Source organism: Allobosea sp. OK403 (assembly GCF_900113835.1).
GTDB lineage: Bacteria > Pseudomonadota > Alphaproteobacteria > Rhizobiales > Beijerinckiaceae > Allobosea.
In genome coordinates this window covers 710561-725058 of the sequence record NZ_FOQV01000003.1, presented here as the reverse complement: position 1 = coordinate 725058, position 14498 = coordinate 710561, and the positions used below count along the sequence as shown (strand labels likewise).

The 14498-nt window shown below is 68.5% G+C and carries 16 protein-coding genes; 7 read left to right on the top strand and 9 right to left on the bottom strand.

The window, feature by feature from the left end; genetic code table 11:
• Positions 1 to 98 precede the first annotated feature (98 nt).
• Positions 99 to 740, bottom strand: coding sequence for a TetR/AcrR family transcriptional regulator (locus BMZ97_RS14600; RefSeq protein ID WP_092170583.1), 642 nt, complete (start codon positions 738 to 740; stop codon positions 99 to 101).
• Positions 741 to 931: 191 nt separating this feature from the next.
• Between BMZ97_RS14600 and BMZ97_RS14595 the strand changes: the two genes are divergently transcribed.
• The 5 genes from BMZ97_RS14595 to BMZ97_RS14575 all read left to right on the top strand — a co-directional run bounded on the left by BMZ97_RS14595 (position 932) and on the right by BMZ97_RS14575 (position 5706).
• Entirely contained in the window at positions 932 to 1393 is a 462-nt protein-coding gene (locus BMZ97_RS14595; protein ID WP_092170581.1) for a (2Fe-2S)-binding protein, read from the top strand.
• A 2-nt stretch (positions 1394 to 1395) separates the two neighbouring features.
• Complete coding sequence (locus BMZ97_RS14590; protein WP_092170578.1) at positions 1396 to 3561, top strand: xanthine dehydrogenase family protein molybdopterin-binding subunit; 2166 nt, start codon at positions 1396 to 1398, stop codon at positions 3559 to 3561.
• A complete protein-coding gene (locus BMZ97_RS14585) occupies positions 3561 to 4181 on the top strand; it encodes an Isoquinoline 1-oxidoreductase subunit (protein ID WP_210188257.1) in 621 nt (206 codons plus the stop codon). Before BMZ97_RS14590 ends, BMZ97_RS14585 begins: the two co-directional genes overlap by 1 nt.
• 151 nt (positions 4182 to 4332) lie before the next feature.
• Positions 4333 to 5040, top strand: coding sequence for a CoA transferase subunit A (locus tag BMZ97_RS14580; RefSeq protein WP_092170575.1), 708 nt, complete (start codon positions 4333 to 4335; stop codon positions 5038 to 5040).
• 12 nt (positions 5041 to 5052) lie between these two features.
• The gene (locus BMZ97_RS14575) at positions 5053 to 5706 is read left to right on the top strand and encodes a 3-oxoacid CoA-transferase subunit B (protein WP_092170573.1); all 654 of its coding nucleotides are present in this window, start codon (positions 5053 to 5055) and stop codon (positions 5704 to 5706) included.
• A gap of 216 nt (positions 5707 to 5922) precedes the next feature.
• Here BMZ97_RS14575 and bluB read toward each other — a convergent pair whose 3' ends face one another.
• Both bluB and BMZ97_RS14565 read right to left on the bottom strand, forming a co-directional pair.
• Positions 5923 to 6543: a 5,6-dimethylbenzimidazole synthase gene (gene bluB, locus BMZ97_RS14570; protein WP_092170571.1), complete on the bottom strand. Its 621-nt coding sequence runs from the start codon at positions 6541 to 6543 to the stop codon at positions 5923 to 5925.
• Positions 6540 to 7859, bottom strand: coding sequence for a cobyrinate a,c-diamide synthase (locus BMZ97_RS14565; protein ID WP_092170568.1), 1320 nt, complete (start codon positions 7857 to 7859; stop codon positions 6540 to 6542). Before BMZ97_RS14565 ends, bluB begins: the two co-directional genes overlap by 4 nt.
• Before the next feature lie 68 nt (positions 7860 to 7927).
• Between BMZ97_RS14565 and BMZ97_RS14560 the strand changes: the two genes are divergently transcribed.
• A complete protein-coding gene (locus tag BMZ97_RS14560; RefSeq protein WP_092171451.1) occupies positions 7928 to 9028 on the top strand; it encodes a cobalt-precorrin-5B (C(1))-methyltransferase in 1101 nt (366 codons plus the stop codon).
• Between the two features lie 11 nt (positions 9029 to 9039).
• Here BMZ97_RS14560 and cobM read toward each other — a convergent pair whose 3' ends face one another.
• The 3 genes from cobM to cbiE are packed head-to-tail and all read right to left on the bottom strand — an operon-like array spanning position 9040 to position 11440.
• Positions 9040 to 9804 carry a precorrin-4 C(11)-methyltransferase gene (cobM, locus tag BMZ97_RS14555; RefSeq protein WP_092170565.1) on the bottom strand — a complete coding sequence of 255 codons (765 nt, stop codon included), beginning with the start codon at positions 9802 to 9804 and terminating at the stop codon, positions 9040 to 9042.
• Positions 9801 to 10193 (bottom strand): cobalamin biosynthesis protein, encoded by a 393-nt coding sequence (locus BMZ97_RS14550; RefSeq protein WP_175525562.1) that lies wholly within the window; start codon positions 10191 to 10193, stop codon positions 9801 to 9803. Before BMZ97_RS14550 ends, cobM begins: the two co-directional genes overlap by 4 nt.
• A complete protein-coding gene (gene cbiE, locus BMZ97_RS14545; RefSeq protein WP_244546408.1) occupies positions 10190 to 11440 on the bottom strand; it encodes a precorrin-6y C5,15-methyltransferase (decarboxylating) subunit CbiE in 1251 nt (416 codons plus the stop codon). Before cbiE ends, BMZ97_RS14550 begins: the two co-directional genes overlap by 4 nt.
• On the opposite strand from cbiE, the gene BMZ97_RS14540 reads away from it, so the two are divergent.
• Positions 11439 to 12203 carry a cobalt-precorrin-6A reductase gene (locus BMZ97_RS14540; protein ID WP_092170558.1) on the top strand — a complete coding sequence of 255 codons (765 nt, stop codon included), beginning with the start codon at positions 11439 to 11441 and terminating at the stop codon, positions 12201 to 12203. The genes cbiE and BMZ97_RS14540 overlap by 2 nt on opposite strands.
• On the opposite strand, the gene cobJ is transcribed toward BMZ97_RS14540, so the two are convergent.
• Genes cobJ through BMZ97_RS31565 form a run of 3 tightly spaced genes read right to left on the bottom strand, consistent with a single transcriptional unit; the run spans position 12146 to position 14347 of the window.
• On the bottom strand, positions 12146 to 12937 hold the full coding sequence (gene cobJ / locus BMZ97_RS14535) for a precorrin-3B C(17)-methyltransferase (protein ID WP_092171448.1): 792 nt from the start codon (positions 12935 to 12937) through the stop codon (positions 12146 to 12148). The genes BMZ97_RS14540 and cobJ overlap by 58 nt on opposite strands.
• A 14-nt stretch (positions 12938 to 12951) precedes the next feature.
• Complete coding sequence (locus BMZ97_RS14530; protein ID WP_280141745.1) at positions 12952 to 13710, bottom strand: precorrin-2 C(20)-methyltransferase; 759 nt, start codon at positions 13708 to 13710, stop codon at positions 12952 to 12954.
• Between the two features lie 4 nt (positions 13711 to 13714).
• Positions 13715 to 14347: a precorrin-8X methylmutase gene (locus tag BMZ97_RS31565; protein ID WP_244546442.1), complete on the bottom strand. Its 633-nt coding sequence runs from the start codon at positions 14345 to 14347 to the stop codon at positions 13715 to 13717.
• Positions 14348 to 14498: the final 151 nt, after the last annotated feature.

The window sequence follows — 14498 nt, the reverse complement described above, 5'->3', positions numbered from 1 at the left end:
ACTGCGCCGCGAGCGAGTGTCAACGGCGGCTTCTGCCCGTAATTGCGGCGGTTTCGGCGCGAATTACGACGTTTGGCTAAGGCAGGAGATGAAAACCCTCAATCCCGGCCCGTCGGCGCCAGAGCGGCGGCGAAGATCGATGCGAGATCGCGCAGGCGGGCCCCGTAAGTTTCGCACGAGAGTCTGGCGCCGGCCTTCGCGCCGGCTGCGGTCTGCATCAATGTCGCCACGAAGGTGGCTGTCGAAAGCCCGCTGCGCGACAGGCTGATCTCGCCCGCCGCCTCCGCCTTTTCGAGGAGCGTGGTGGCATGACGCGTGAAGATGCTCTCGAAAACCTGCACCTCGGCGCTGGCGACGCTCGTCATCACGGCTTTGAGCTCGAGGAGGTGCTCGCCCGCGCCGAAACAGGCGTAGCCGGTGCCGAAATGCGCGTCGAGCAGCGCCGCGAGCCGCTCCGGAAACGGAGCCGTCATCGTCATCACGCGCTGGCAGCGGGCATCGACCCGCTGGCCGGTCCGCAGCATCATCGCCCGGAAGACGTCGTCCTTGCCTTTGAAATGCAGATAGAGCGTCGCCTTGGCGAGGCCGGCCTCCTTGGCGATGTCGTCCATCGAGGTGCGCTTGAAACCGTAGCGCGCGAAACGGCGCAGGGCCGCATCCGCGATCTGGTCGATACGGGTGGTCGCATCCTCGGCACAAGAATTCGCTCCGGTGCCGGAACTTTCGGTGCTGTCGGCCATTTGCAGTCTTGACAAGATCCAAACTGAGCGCGACTATCCTAACTAGACTGAAAACGTCTAATTAGTCCAGTCGCGCGACCCAGGACTACGGATTGATAGCCCGCTTCTGATATGTCAGATCGGGCCGGCGAGGGCGAGCCTCGATCCGCACCATGGTGCCGCGCTGCGTCATATCAGCATCGGAGGCAGCCATGGCCCATACCTTCAAGGTCAACGGAACGACGCATAGCGTCGATATCGACGACGACACGCCCCTGCTCTGGGCGCTGCGTGACAATCTCGGCCTCACCGGCACCAAATTCGGCTGCGGCGTCGCGCAATGCGGCGCCTGCACCGTCTATCTCGACGGCAAGCCGCTGCGTTCCTGCGTGACGCCGGTTTCCGCCGTGGCCGGCGCCGAGATCACCACGATCGAGGCGGTCTCCGGCCGCGAGGCCGAGGCGGTGCAGGCGGCCTGGACCGCCGGCGACGTGCCGCAATGCGGCTATTGCCAGTCGGGCCAGGTGATGAGCGCTATCGCCTTGCTCAAGGAAAACAAGAAGCCGACCGACCAGGACATCGATCTCGCCATGAACGGCAACATCTGCCGCTGCGCGACCTATGCCCGCATCCGCGCCGCGATCCATAGCGCTGCCCGCTCGCTGGAGGCCTGATCATGACCGCTCACGACATCACTCTCTCCCGCCGCGCGCTCCTGGCCGGGGCCGGCGCTCTCGTCATCGGGCTGCATCTGCCGGAGGTCGCCAGGGCGCAGTCCGCTCGCCCCGCGGGCGGTGCAGCCGTCTTCGCGCCCAATGCCTTCGTCCGCGTCGCCGCCGACGACACGGTCACCGTCCTGATCAAGCATATCGAATTCGGCCAGGGGCCGTTCACCGGCCTCACCACGCTCGTCGCCGAGGAGATGGACGCCGATTGGGGCCAGATGCGCGCCGAGCATGCGCCGGCCGACGTCAAGCTCTACGCCAACCTCCTCTTCGGCGTGCAGGGCACCGGCGGCTCCTCGGCCATCGCCAATTCCTTCGAGCAGATGCGCAAGGCCGGCGCGACGGCGCGCGCCATGCTGGTGCAGGCGGCGGCCGAGGCCTGGAAGGTCCCGGCTGGCGAGATCACCGTTGAGGCGGGCGTGCTCAAGCATCCCACTGGCAAACAGGGCCGCTTCGGCGAATTCGCCGGCGCGGCTTCCAAGCTGCCCGTGCCGGAGAACGTGGCGCTGAAGCAGCCAGCGAATTTCCGCTTGATCGGCAGGGAAGGCGCGGTCAAGCGCCTCGACAGCGCCGACAAGGCGCGCGGCAAGGCCCAATTCACCATCGACATCCATACGCCGGGCATGTTGACGGTCGTCGTCGCTCGCCCGCCGCGCTTTGGCGGCAAGATGGCGAGCTTCGACGCTGCCGAGACGCTGAAGGTCAAGGGCGTGGTCGACGTCAAGCCGATCGGCTCCGGTGTCGCAGTCTATGCCACAGGCATGTGGCCCGCGATCAAGGGACGCGAGGCGCTGAAGGTCACCTGGGACGAGAGCGCCGCCGAAAAGCGCAGCAGCCGCGAGCTCATCGCCGAATACCGGGCGCTGGCGCGCACGCCGGGCACCGTCGTCGGCAAGCATGGCGATGCCGAGGCCGTGCTCGCCAAGGCCGATACGGTGGTCGAGGCCGAGTTCGTCTTCCCCTATCTGGCGCATGCGCCGATGGAGCCGCTCGACGGCTATCTCGAATGGGACGGAACCCAAGCGCTCGCCCGCTTCGGCAGCCAGTTCCAGACGACCGAGCACGCCACCATCGCGGCCGTGCTGGGCTTGCCCCAGGACAAGGTCAGGCTCGAGACCATGCTGGCGGGCGGCTCCTTCGGCCGCCGCGCCCAGGTCAGCCAGCACCTGGCGGCCGAGCTTGCCATGGTCGCGAAGGCGATCGGCCCCAACCGCCCGGTCAAGCTGGTCTGGACGCGCGAGGACGATCTCACCGGCGGCTATTACCGCCCGCTCTTCCTGCACAAGCTGCGCGGGGCGGTGAAGGACGGCAAGATCGCGGCCTGGACCGACAGCATCGTCGGCCAGTCCTTCTTCCTCGGCACGCCCTTCGAGGCGATGGTGGTGAAGAACGGCATCGATTCGACCATGATCGAGGGTGCCAACGAGCTGCCTTACGAGATCACTGATTTCGCCTGCGAGGTGCACACCGCCAAGGTCGGCGTGCCGACCTTGTGGTGGCGCTCGGTCGGCCACACCCACACCGCCTATGCGGTCGAGTGTTTCGTCGACGAATTGCTGCAGGCTGCAGGGCTGGATCCGGTCGCGGGCCGGCTTGCCATGATGGGCAAGGAGCCGCGCGCGATGGGCGTGCTCAAGGCGGTGGCCGAGCTCGCCAAATGGAACGGGCCCAACTCCGTCGAGGGCCGGGCGCGCGGCGTCGCGGTGGTCGAGAGCTTCGGCTCCTTCGTCGCCCAGATCGCCGAGGTCTCGCTCGGCAGCGATGGCGAGCCCAAGGTCCACAAGGTCTGGTGCGCGGTCGATTGCGGCGTCGCGGTCAATCCCGACGTCATCCGCGCCCAAATGGAAGGCGGCATCGGCTTCGGCATCGGTCATGCGCTCTATGGCGAGATCACCCTCGATGCCGGCAAGCCGGTGCAGACGAATTTCGACAGCTACCGCTCGCTGCGCATCCACGAGATGCCGGCGGTCGAGGTCATGATCATCGCCTCGACGGAGAAGCCGACCGGCGTCGGCGAGCCCAGCGTACCACCGATCGGGCCAGCGGTGGCCAATGCCTTGGCGCGATTGGGGCAGATCCGGCCCCGGCAATTGCCGATGGTTGGAGGAACGGTCTGATGCGGCCTCTCCTCCTTGCGAGCGCAGCGGCGCTGGCGCTCGGCCTCGGCGGCACGGCGCTGACCTTCGCCCAATCCGCCCCCCAGCGTGGCGGCCCGCCCCTGCAGGATGCCGCGAGCTTCTCGACCATCCCCAACCAGCAGGCGCGCTCGGCTGCGCTGTTTGGCGAGATCGGCAAGGTGCTGACGCATCCGCGCTGCATGAACTGCCATCCGGCGACCGAGCGCCCGCGCCAGACCGATGCGCGCCGCCTGCACCAGCCCGTGGTGGTGCGTGGCAAGGACGGCCATGGCGCGCCGGGCCTGGAATGCGCCACTTGCCATGGCAAGCAGAACTACGATCCCGCCCGCGTGCCTGGCGACGGCCACTGGGCGCTCGCTCCGGCCTCTATGGCCTGGGAGGGCAAGACGCTGGGCCAGATCTGCCTGCAGCTCAAGGACCAGAGCCGCAATGGCGGCCGCGACCTCGCGGCGATCGTCAAGCATGTCACCACCGACTCGCTGGTGCTCTGGGGCTGGAAGCCAGGCCCCGGCCGAGAGCCGGCGCCAGGCACCAATGCCCAGTTCGGCGCGCTGATGCAGGCCTGGGCGGATAGCGGTGCGGCCTGCCCGGCGTCGTGAGGTAAAGCGCAGAACCGCGGGGAACCTCTCTCCTTAGGGAGAGGGGTTCCCGAGCTTCTCCGGCAAGAGTCGATGTTGCAACCGCCCCTCGCGCTCGGCTAGTGCTTTAGCAAGCCCTCCGGCCAGTCATTCCAGCGGCAAAGGCAACGCGATGTCGAAGAAGGTTTTTCCTGACGCCAAGGCCGCTCTGGCCGGCGCCATCAAGGACGGCATGACCCTCATGGCCGGCGGCTTCGGCCTTTGCGGCATTCCCGATCTGCTGATCGAGGCGGTGCGCGAGAGCGGCGCCAAGGACCTGACCTTCATCTCCAACAATGCCGGCATCGACGGCGCGGGCCTTGGCATCCTGCTCGAGACCCGGCAGATCAAGAAGATGATCTCGTCTTATGTCGGCGAGAACAAACTCTTCGCCCAGCAGTTCCTCGCCGGCGAACTCGAGCTTGAATTCACCCCGCAGGGCACGCTGGCCGAGCGCATCCGCGCCGGCGGGGCGGGCATTCCGGCCTTCTTCACCAAGACCGGCGTCGGCACGCTGGTCGCGGAAGGCAAGGAGGAGCGCGTCTTCGACGGCGAGCGCTACATCATGGAGCGCGGCCTCTTCGCCGATATCTCGCTGGTCCATGCCTGGAAGGGCGATACCGAAGGCAATCTCGTCTACCGGAAGACGGCCCGCAACTTCAATCCGATGATGGCCTCGGCCTCGCGGCTGACCATCGCCCAGGTCGAGCATCTCGTGCCGGCGGGCGAGATCGATCCCGATCACATGCATACGCCGGGCATCTTCGTGAAGCGGATCGTCCACGTCACCAATGCGGCCAAGCGCATCGAGCAGCGCACCACCCGCAAGCGCGCGGCTTAAGGAGTTCAAGACATGCCCTGGACCCGTGAACAGATCGCAGCCCGCGCCGCCAAGGAACTCAAGGACGGCTATTACGTCAATCTCGGCATCGGCATTCCGACGCTGGTCTCGAACTACATCCCCGCGGGGGTTTCGGTTCAGCTCCAGTCCGAGAACGGCATGCTCGGCATGGGCCCCTTCCCCTATGAGGGCGATGAGGATCCCGACCTGATCAATGCCGGCAAGCAGACCATCACCGAACTCCCGACGACGAGTTATTTCTCCTCCGCCGACTCCTTCGGCATGATCCGCGGCGGCCATATCGACCTCTCGATCCTGGGGGCCATGCAGGTCGCCCAGAATGGCGACCTCGCCAACTGGATGATCCCCGGCAAGGTGGTGAAGGGCATGGGCGGCGCCATGGACCTTGTCGCCGGCGTCAAGAAGGTCGTCGTGGTGATGGAGCATGTCGCCAAGAACAAGGACGGCTCGGAATCGGCCAAGCTGCTCAAGGCCTGCGATCTGCCGCTGACCGGAGCTGGCGTGGTCGACATGGTGATCACCGATCTCGGCGTCTTCTCGATCGACGAGAATGGCGGCGGCATGAGCCTGATCGAACTGGCCGAGGGCGTCACGCTGGAGGAGATCACCAGCAAGACGGAAGCGGCGTTCAAGGTCGCGCTGTAGGGTTGAAGATCTGCACCGGCTGTCAGTTAGAGGCGCGGGGAACCCCTCTCCTGTAAGGAGAGGGGCAGGGGTGAGGTGTAGGCCCCTGGACCAGTGGAACGCCAACCTTACGGCGGAATGCGGTTGGGCTCCGGCTAAACCATCAAACGGCCGACCCCTCACCCTGCCCTCTCCCTACGGGAGAGGGTTCCCCGCGCCTTGTGTTGCGAGGTTGGGTTACGTGGCTCGCCCGCTCTCCCAGCCTGCACGCACGAGCTCGGGCACGTGGCTCTCTTCCTCCGGCCAACCGATGCAGAGCCAGGCGATCAGCTTCCACTCCGGCGGCGCACTGAGCGCCTCTCGCACGACCTCCGGCTCCAGGATCGAGACCCAGCCGACGCCCACGCCCGCGACCCGCGCCGCGAGCCAGAACTGCGTGATCGCGGCGACGACGGAATAATCCAGCATCTCGGGCATGGTCCGCCGCCCAAGCCCATGGCCCCGTTGGGTGCCATGGTCGCAGAACACCGCGATCTGCTCGGGCGCCTCGCGCATGCCCTCGAGTTTGAGGCTGGCATAGAGCCGCGCCCGCTCGCCCTCATAGTCGCTGAGCGCATCGGCATTGCAGCGCTGGAAGCTGTTGCGCGCCGTCTCGCGCTGCGCCTCCTCGCGCACCCGGACCCAGCGCCAGGGCTGGGAATGGCCGACCGAGGGCGAAAGCTCGGCCTGAGCCAGTAGTGTATCGATCAGCCCGTCGGGCAGCGGCTCGCGCCGGAAACGTCGGACATCGCGCCGCCATGCCAGGAGCGCGGCGAATTGCTGCGCGAAGCCTGCGTCGAAGACCGGCGGCGCACTCACGGCGCCAACGCGATCGCGTGGAAGAACGAGCCGGTGACATGGCCGCGCCGGCTGCCGGCGGGCGCGGGAGCCGAGCCATGCGGATCGGTGACCATGGCGAAGGGCGCATCGTCTCCGGTCGCGACGATCGTGGCGTAGTGGAATTCGTGGCCCGTGAGCGCCTGGCCCGCTTGCCCCAGCGGGCCGTCGGCCTGCAGCACGGCGCGGCGGTAGCCCAGATTCATCTTGCGCTTGGCGAAGCTGGTCTCGACGCCGAGCAGCCCGGCCATGGCGTGAGTGACACCCTCGGCATCGATCAATGAGCGCCCCAGCACCATATAGCCACCGCACTCGCCATGGACCGGTCGCCTCTGCGCGAAGCTGCGCAGGCCATCGAGGAAGCGTGATGCGCCGGCGATCCGCTCCGCATGCAATTCAGGATAGCCGCCTGGCAGCCAGCAGGCGTCGCAATCCTCGGGCGGCGGCTCATTGGCGAGTGGTGAGAACGGCACGAGTTCGGCCCCGGCCGCGCGCCAGCCGGCCTCGACATGGGGGTAGACGAAGCTGAAGGCGGCGTCGCGGGCAAGGGCGATACGCCGGCCCGGCGCCGGCAGGGCCGGGGCCGGCGCGAGTGGCGCGGCGATCGTCGTCGTCCCTGCAGCTGCGAGCACGGCATCGAGATCGACTGCAGCCGCGATAGCGTCCGCCAGCGCATCGAGCCGGGCGAACAGGTCGTCGGTTTCGCCGGCCTGCACCAATCCGAGGTGCCGCTCGGGCAGGATCAGGCTGGCCTCGCGCGGCAAGGAGCCGAGCACGGGCAGGCCGATACGCGCCATGCCCTGGCCGACGAGCCGCCGGTGGCGCTCGCTCGCGACCTTGTTGAGGACGACGCCGGCGATGGTGATGCGCGGATCGTAATGCATGCAGCCGAGCGCGATCGCGGCGGCCGATTGCGCCTGGCCGGAGACATCGATGACGAGCACGACCGGCCAGCCCATCGAGGCCGCGATGTCGGCGCTGGCGCCGGTATGTCCCGCCTCGCCCGGCACGCCGTCGAACAGGCCCATCGAGCCTTCCGCGATGACGATGTCGGCCTGGCCTGCCGCATCCTGCGCGATTTGGTGCAGCAATGCGTCGGGCATGGCGTAGGAATCGAGATTGGCGCTGGGCGCTCCAGTCGCGGCGGCATGGAAGGCCGGATCGATATAGTCCGGTCCGCATTTCAGCCCCCGCACGATCAGCCCGCGCCGCACCAGCGCGCGCTGCAAGCCGAGCGTGATCGTGGTCTTGCCCGAGCCGGAGCGCGGCGCGGCGATGATCAGGCCACGCGCGGTCATGGGCAGGCTCCTTGCAAAGATGTCTCCCGCCGCTGACGCACGCCCATGCCTGCGCTATGCAGGCGGTCATGGACGAGATGCCAACAGGCCCTTTGCGGCGCGGCTGGACGACAGGAGCCTGCGCGGCTGCTGCCGCCAAATCCGCTTATATCGGCTGGGTCACGCATGACTTCCTCGATCCTGTCGAGATCACTTTGCCCGGCGGCCAGCGCCCGGCCTTCGCTTTGGCGCGGCATGGTTTGCTCACTGAGGGGGCCGAGGCCGGCATCGTCAAGGATGCGGGCGACGACCCAGACGTGACCCATGGCGCGACCGTGATCGCGCGGGTCGGCCCGGCCACCGCCGGCGCCGGCATCGTCTTCCAGGCCGGCGAAGGCGTCGGCACCGTTACCTTGCCCGGCCTGCCCCTGGCCGTGGGTGAGCCCGCCATCAACCCGATGCCGCGCGAGATGATCCGGCAGGCGCTGGCCGAGGCCCAGGCTTCGACCGGCGGTCCGCGCGACGTCACGGTCACGCTCTCCATCCCCGGCGGCGAGGCGATCGCGCGGAAAACCATGAACCCGCGCCTGGGCATCGTCGGCGGGCTCTCGATCCTGGGCACGACCGGCATCGTGATCCCGTTTTCCTGTGCCGCCTGGATCCACTCCATCCATCGCGGCATCGATGTCGCCCGCGCGGCAGGGCTGACCCATGTTGCGGGCGCGACCGGCGCGACCTCCGAGGCCGCGATCCAGTGCCTGCATGGGCTGGGCGAGCAGGCCCTGATCGACATGGGCGATTTCGCCGGGGGCATGCTGAAATATTTGCGTAAACATCCCGTCCAACGCGTCACGGTGGCGGGCGGTTTCGCCAAGATGGTCAAGCTCGGGCAAGGCATGCTCGATCTGCATTCGCGCGCTGGTCCGGTCGATTTCACCTGGCTCTCCGAGCGGGTGCGAGAGGCCGGCGGCGAGGAGGCCCTGGCCGCCTGGGTGCCGCAGGCCAATACCGCGCTGGAGGTGCTGCAACGAGCGCAAGGCGTGGGCCTGAAGCTCGCCGATGTCGTTGCGGCCCATGCCTGGACGAACGCCGCCCATTCGCTCGGCGTGGCCGACGCCGAGCTGGAGATCGCGGTATTCGACCGCGAGGGTGGGCTGGTGGCCCGCACGCCGTTCCGCAAGGTTGGGTGAAAGCGCGGCTTTCATAGGCCGCCGCCGGGCCGAAACCGCCGATCATAGCCCGTCGCGTAAAGCGCACTCTCGCCGAAATCCTCCGCGCCCAAAGCCGGTCCGACCAGGATCAGCGCGGTACGCTCCAGTCCCGAGGATCGGACCTGTTCGGCGATCTCAGCCAGCGTCCCGCGCAGCACGCGTTCATCGGGCCAGGACGCCCGGAACACGATCGCGACCGGACACTCCGCGCCGTAAAAGGGCGTGAGTTCCGCCACCACCTGATCGATGACATGGATCGAAAGATGGATCGCCAGCGTCGCGCCCGATGCCGCGAACGTCGCAAGCTTTTCCCGCTCGGGCATCGCCGAGGCGCGGCCCGAGGTGCGGGTGAGAACCAGCGATTGCGCGACACCCGGCAGTGTCAGTTCGCGCTTCAGGCTCGCGGCGGCAGCCGCGAAGGCCGGCACGCCCGGCGTCACGCTATAGGGGATGGCGAGGGCATCGAGCCGACGCATCTGCTCTCCGCAGGCGCTCCAGATCGAGAGGTCGCCCGAATGCAGCCGCGCCACGTCCTGCCCGGCAAGGTGGGCGCCTTGCATCTCGGCGATGATGGCGTCGAGGTCGAGCGGGGCGGTGTCGATGATGCGGGCATCCTTCGGACACCAGTCGAGCATCGCCCTGGGGATCAGCGAGCCGGCATAGAGGCAGACCGGGCAGGATGCGATCAGGTCGCGTCCGCGCAATGTGATGAGATCGGGTGCGCCCGGGCCGGCGCCGATGAAATGCACGGTCATGAGGCGGTCCTTGCCAGGGCGCAGGTGACGCGAGCGGTCGCGATGCGCGATTGCACCAGGACGCCGCCGGGACCTGCTGCGGCGAGCGCTGCGGCCTCCGCCACCGAGCCGACGCCATAGAGCGAGGCGATCCGGGTCGAGCGCGTCGCACAGGCCGCCTCGAAGCCTTTCAGCGCCTCGTCGGGAATGGCGACGAGTTCGGCCTGTCGCTCCTTCGCCAGCGCCAGCAGCCCCGGCTCGGCGCTGCGCGCCGCGAGCGTCGCGAAACGTGGGACAAGCTCCCCGGCGATGCCTGCAGTCGCCAGCGCGTGGTCGAGGCAGGCGCGGATATCGGCCTCGCTCGTACCAGGGCGCAGGCCGATGCCGGCGATGAGGCGGCCGCGATTCACGGCTTCACCACCCGCCATTGCGTCACCGGCATCGCCGGACGCCAGCCATGCAGCGTCCCGATCGTGTCGAGATGGGCAAGCCCGATGCGACGCAAGCTGCCGCCATGGGCCGCAAACAGCGCCGCCAATCGCGCCTCGCCTTCCAGCGTCACGACATTGGCGACGAGGCGCCCGCCGGGTTTCAGCGCGGCATAGGCCTGCCCGAACACGCCGTCATCCCCGATGCCGCCGCCGATGAAGACGGCGTCCGGGCTCTTGCGCCCGGTGAAGGCGGCCGGTGCGGCGCCGAGAATCTCGACCGGCAGCGCGCCGAGTGCGACGCGGTTATGGGCGATCCGCTCGGCGCGCTCCGGCTTTTCCTCGAAGGCGACGGCGCGGTTGCGGGGATGGCGCAGGCACCATTCCAGCGAGACCGAGCCGGAGCCGGCGCCGACATCCCAGAGCAGTTCGCCGGCGCGGGGACTGAGCGCGGCGAGCGTGATGGCGCGGATATCGGCCTTGGTGATCTGCCCGTCATGGGCAAACCAGTCTTCGTCCAGCCCCGGTGTCAGCGGCAGGATGCGGGCATCGGGCGCGGCTACCACCGTCACGGCGATCATGTTGAGCGGCACGATGCCGTCGAGCGCGAAGGCGTCGGCGCGGGTCGCGCGGATGCGCTCCTGCGGCCCGCCGAGCGATTCCAGCACCACGAGCCGGCTCGCGCCCAGTCCGCGCGCGGTCAGCAGGCTGGCGACGGCGCCGGGCGTCGAGGCGTCCCATGACAGCGCCAGAATGCGCGCATTCGGCTGCAGATGCGGGATGATGCGCTGCAGGGCCCGCCCATGCAGCGAGACCAGGGCGCAGTCCTCCTGCGGCCAGCGCATGCGCGTGCAGGCCATGGCGAAGGACGAGATCTGCGGGATCACCCGCATCTCATGGGCCGGCACCGCCCGGGCGAGGCCGGCGCCGATGCCGTAATGGAACGGGTCGCTGGTCGCCAGCACGCAGACCTTGCGGCCGCGCTCGGCCAGGATCGCCGGCAGCGCATTGCGGAAGGGCTGCGGCCACGCCCGCGCCTCGCCGGGAACCGAGCCGATCAGGGCGAGATGGCGCTCGCCGCCGAAGACGATCTCGGCGCTCTCGACAGCAGCGAGCGCGTCCGGCGACAGGCCGGCGCGGCCGTCTTCGCCCAGGCCGACCAGCGTGAGCCAGGGCGACTGTGTCTCCACGCTCGACAGCCCGGCCATTTCAGGCGAACATACCGACATGACCGTCCTCATCCTCGGTGGCACGAGCGAAGCGGCAGCGCTTGATCAGCATCTGGCTGAGCAGGCCCCCGAAATTCGCGCCATCATCTCCCTGGCCGGACATACCGCCGATCCCAGGCCGTTGAACCTCCCTGTCCGCGTCGGCGGCTTCGGCGGCATTGACGGCTTGCGCCGCTATCTCGTCGATGAGCGGATCATCGCGGTCGTCGATGCGACGCATCCCTTCGCCGCGATCATGCCGTTCCATGCGCAGGCCGCCTGCAAGGCCGAAGGCGTGCCGCTGATCGCGATCCGCCGCAAGCCCTGGATACCGCGCCCCGGCGATCGCTGGCGCTCGGTGCTCGACATGCAGGGCGCGGTCGAGGCCTTGGGGGACGAGCCGAAGCGCGTCTTCCTGACCGTCGGCCGCCTCGAACTCCCGGTCTTCGCCGACGCGCCGCGCCATCGCTATCTGGTTCGGGTCATCGAGCCGATCGGCGACCGCCTGCCGCTGCATGACGTCACCGTGATCCAGCAGCGCGGGCCGTTCCATGCCGATGACGAAGAGGATCTGATGCGCCGCGAGGGGGTCGAGATCCTCGTCACCAAGAATTCGGGCGGTGACGCCACGGCCGGTAAGCTCGTCGCCGCGCGCCAGCTCGGCTTGCCGGTGATCATGGTCGAGCGGCCGCCCAAGCCTGATGTCGAGGCTGTCGAGCATATCGATCAGGTCCTGCCCTGGCTGGTGGCGCAGGGGCTCTTCGTCACCGAACGCGGCGTATAGACGATCGCGGCCTGGCCCGGCCGCTCGATCAGCCGCGTCGAGGACGCACCGATCATCACCAGGGTGGCCATGTCGGCGGAAGCTGCAGCCGCGACAGCCTGCGATAGCGGCAGCACGCGCAGATTCTCGTCCGGACGCCCGACGGCGCGGGCGAAGATCACCGGCGTGTCCGCCGGGCGGTGCCGTGTCGCCAGCTCGAGCGCGGCGCCGAGCTGCCAGGGCCGCGCCTTCGAGATCGGGTTGTAGAGCGCAATCACGAAATCGGCCTCCAACACGGCTGCGAGCCGCACTGTCACGACCTCCCATGGCTTGAGATTGTCCGAGAGCGAGATCGCGCAGAAATCGCCGCCGAGCGGCGCGCCGGCCTTGGCCGCAGCCGCCAGCATCGCCGTGATGCCGGGCTCGACCGTGATCGTCAGCGCCCGCCAGGCCGGATCGCCCGCCTCCAGCGCCTCGAATACGGCTGCCGCCATCGCGAAGACGCCGGGATCGCCGCCCGAGACGACTGCGACGGTCCGGCCCTCGGCCGCCAGCCGCAAGGCATGCTCGGCCCGCGCGATCTCGACGCGATTGTCGGAGCCGTGCTTGGTCCGGCCGGCGCGCTCTGGGATGCGGTCGAGATAGGGGCCGTAGCCGACGAGGTCGCTGGCGGCGTCGAGCGCGGCCTGAGCGGCCGGCGTCAGCCAATGCGCCTCACCGGGGCCCAAGCCTACGATGGTGAGCGAGCCTACGATGGTCAGCGAACCGCTCACAGCCGCCGCCCTTCGCCCGGCACCAGCACCATCGAGAAATAAGGCGCCTCGTCATCGGGTTTGTCGCCGAGCTTCAGCACGACCTGTTCGGCCATGGTGGCGCGCTCGACATAGATCGCGCGGTGGATCAGCCCCGCCGTCCTCAGCGCGCGGCGCACCTTCGGCAGGTTGCGGCCGAGCTTCATGATCACGGCGGCGTCGGTGTCGACCAGCCGGCGCGTCAGTTCCGCTTCCGGGAGCGTGCCCGGCAGCACGGTCATGATGTCGTCGCCCCAGGTGATCGGTGCTCCGGCCCGGGTCCAGGCTCCGGCCATGCCGGTGACGCCGGGCACGACCTCGGTCGGGAAGCGGTGCGCGAGGCGCCGCCACAGATGCATGAAGGAGCCGTAGAAGAACGGGTCTCCGTCGCACAGCACGGCGACGCTCCGCCCTGCCTCCATCTCGGCTGCGAGCTGGGCGGCCGCTTCCTCATAGAAGGCCGCGATCGGCCCGTCATAACCGGCCTCGCCGACATGGGCTTCGATCGTCACGGGGAAAGCGAGCTCGATCTCTCGCGCCGCATCGGGCGGGACGATGGCGTCGGCGGTGACGCGGGCATTGCCGCGCCGGCCGCGCTTGCAGAAATGCACCAGCCGGTCGGCCTTGAGGATGATGTCGCGGGCGCGCAGGGTCATGTAGTCCGGGTCGCCGGGGCCGAGGCCGACGCCGAACAGCAGAGTCTTTACAGCAGCAGAATTGGCCGGTTCTGAGGTCACCGGCTCATTCCTTTTCTTGCGCCAGCGCGTTGACGGCGGCTGCCGCCATCGCCGAGCCGCCGCGCCGTCCATGCACGACGAGGAAGGGCACGCGGCCATCCCCAGCCAAGGCCTCCTTCGATTCCGCCGCGCCGACGAAGCCGACCGGAATGCCGATCACGGCGGCGGGCCTGGGCGCGCCGGCATCAAGCATCTCCAGCAGTCGGAACAGCGAGGTCGGCGCATTGCCGATCACCACCAGTGCCCCGGCTAGCTGTGGCCGCCACAATTCCATCGCGGCGGCCGAGCGCGTCGTGCCGAGTTCCGCGGCGAGGCTCGGTGTGCGCGGATCGTCGAGCGTGCAGACCACTTCGTTGCGCGCCGGCAGGCGGGCCCGCGTCACGCCATTGGCGACCATCTTGGCATCGCAGAGAATAGGTGCGCCGGCCCGCAGCGCCGCCTCGGCCGCGCCTGTGAAGCCCTCGGACATCTCGACGTCATCGGGCAGGTCGGTCATGCCGCAGGCGTGGATCATCCGCACCACGACGCGCGCAGCGGAGCCGGAAAAGCGCGAGAGATCGGCCTCGGCCCGGATGATCGCGAAGGAGCGCTCATAGATCGCGGCTCCGTCCTGGATATAGTCGTAACGCGTGCTCAAACTCTCATGTCCTGAAGCCGCCGCACTCAAGCGGGCGAAAAGATCCTGTCCCGGCTGCAGACGCCGTAGGATGTCGCAAAGGTCAAGCGTCGCGACGGGCTGATCGCGCGTCGTGCCGTGGAGAACTACGTCATAACGCCCGTCCCGACCG

Bases quoted from the DNA above. Each gene is read 5' to 3' on its own strand.
- BMZ97_RS14600 (WP_092170583.1), bottom strand. From the start codon at position 740: ATGGCCGACAGCACCGAAAGTTCCGGCACCGGAGCGAATTCTTGTGCC.
- BMZ97_RS14595 (WP_092170581.1), top strand. From the start codon at position 932: ATGGCCCATACCTTCAAGGTCAACGGAACGACGCATAGCGTCGATATC.
- BMZ97_RS14590 (WP_092170578.1), top strand. From the start codon at position 1,396: ATGACCGCTCACGACATCACTCTCTCCCGCCGCGCGCTCCTGGCCGGG.
- BMZ97_RS14585 (WP_210188257.1), top strand. From the start codon at position 3,561: ATGCGGCCTCTCCTCCTTGCGAGCGCAGCGGCGCTGGCGCTCGGCCTC.
- BMZ97_RS14580 (WP_092170575.1), top strand. From the start codon at position 4,333: ATGTCGAAGAAGGTTTTTCCTGACGCCAAGGCCGCTCTGGCCGGCGCC.
- BMZ97_RS14575 (WP_092170573.1), top strand. From the start codon at position 5,053: ATGCCCTGGACCCGTGAACAGATCGCAGCCCGCGCCGCCAAGGAACTC.
- BMZ97_RS14565 (WP_092170568.1), bottom strand. From the start codon at position 7,859: ATGACCGCGCGTGGCCTGATCATCGCCGCGCCGCGCTCCGGCTCGGGC.
- BMZ97_RS14560 (WP_092171451.1), top strand. From the start codon at position 7,928: ATGGACGAGATGCCAACAGGCCCTTTGCGGCGCGGCTGGACGACAGGA.
- cobM (WP_092170565.1), bottom strand. From the start codon at position 9,804: ATGACCGTGCATTTCATCGGCGCCGGCCCGGGCGCACCCGATCTCATC.
- BMZ97_RS14540 (WP_092170558.1), top strand. From the start codon at position 11,439: ATGACCGTCCTCATCCTCGGTGGCACGAGCGAAGCGGCAGCGCTTGAT.
- cbiE (WP_244546408.1), bottom strand. From the start codon at position 11,440: ATGTCGGTATGTTCGCCTGAAATGGCCGGGCTGTCGAGCGTGGAGACA.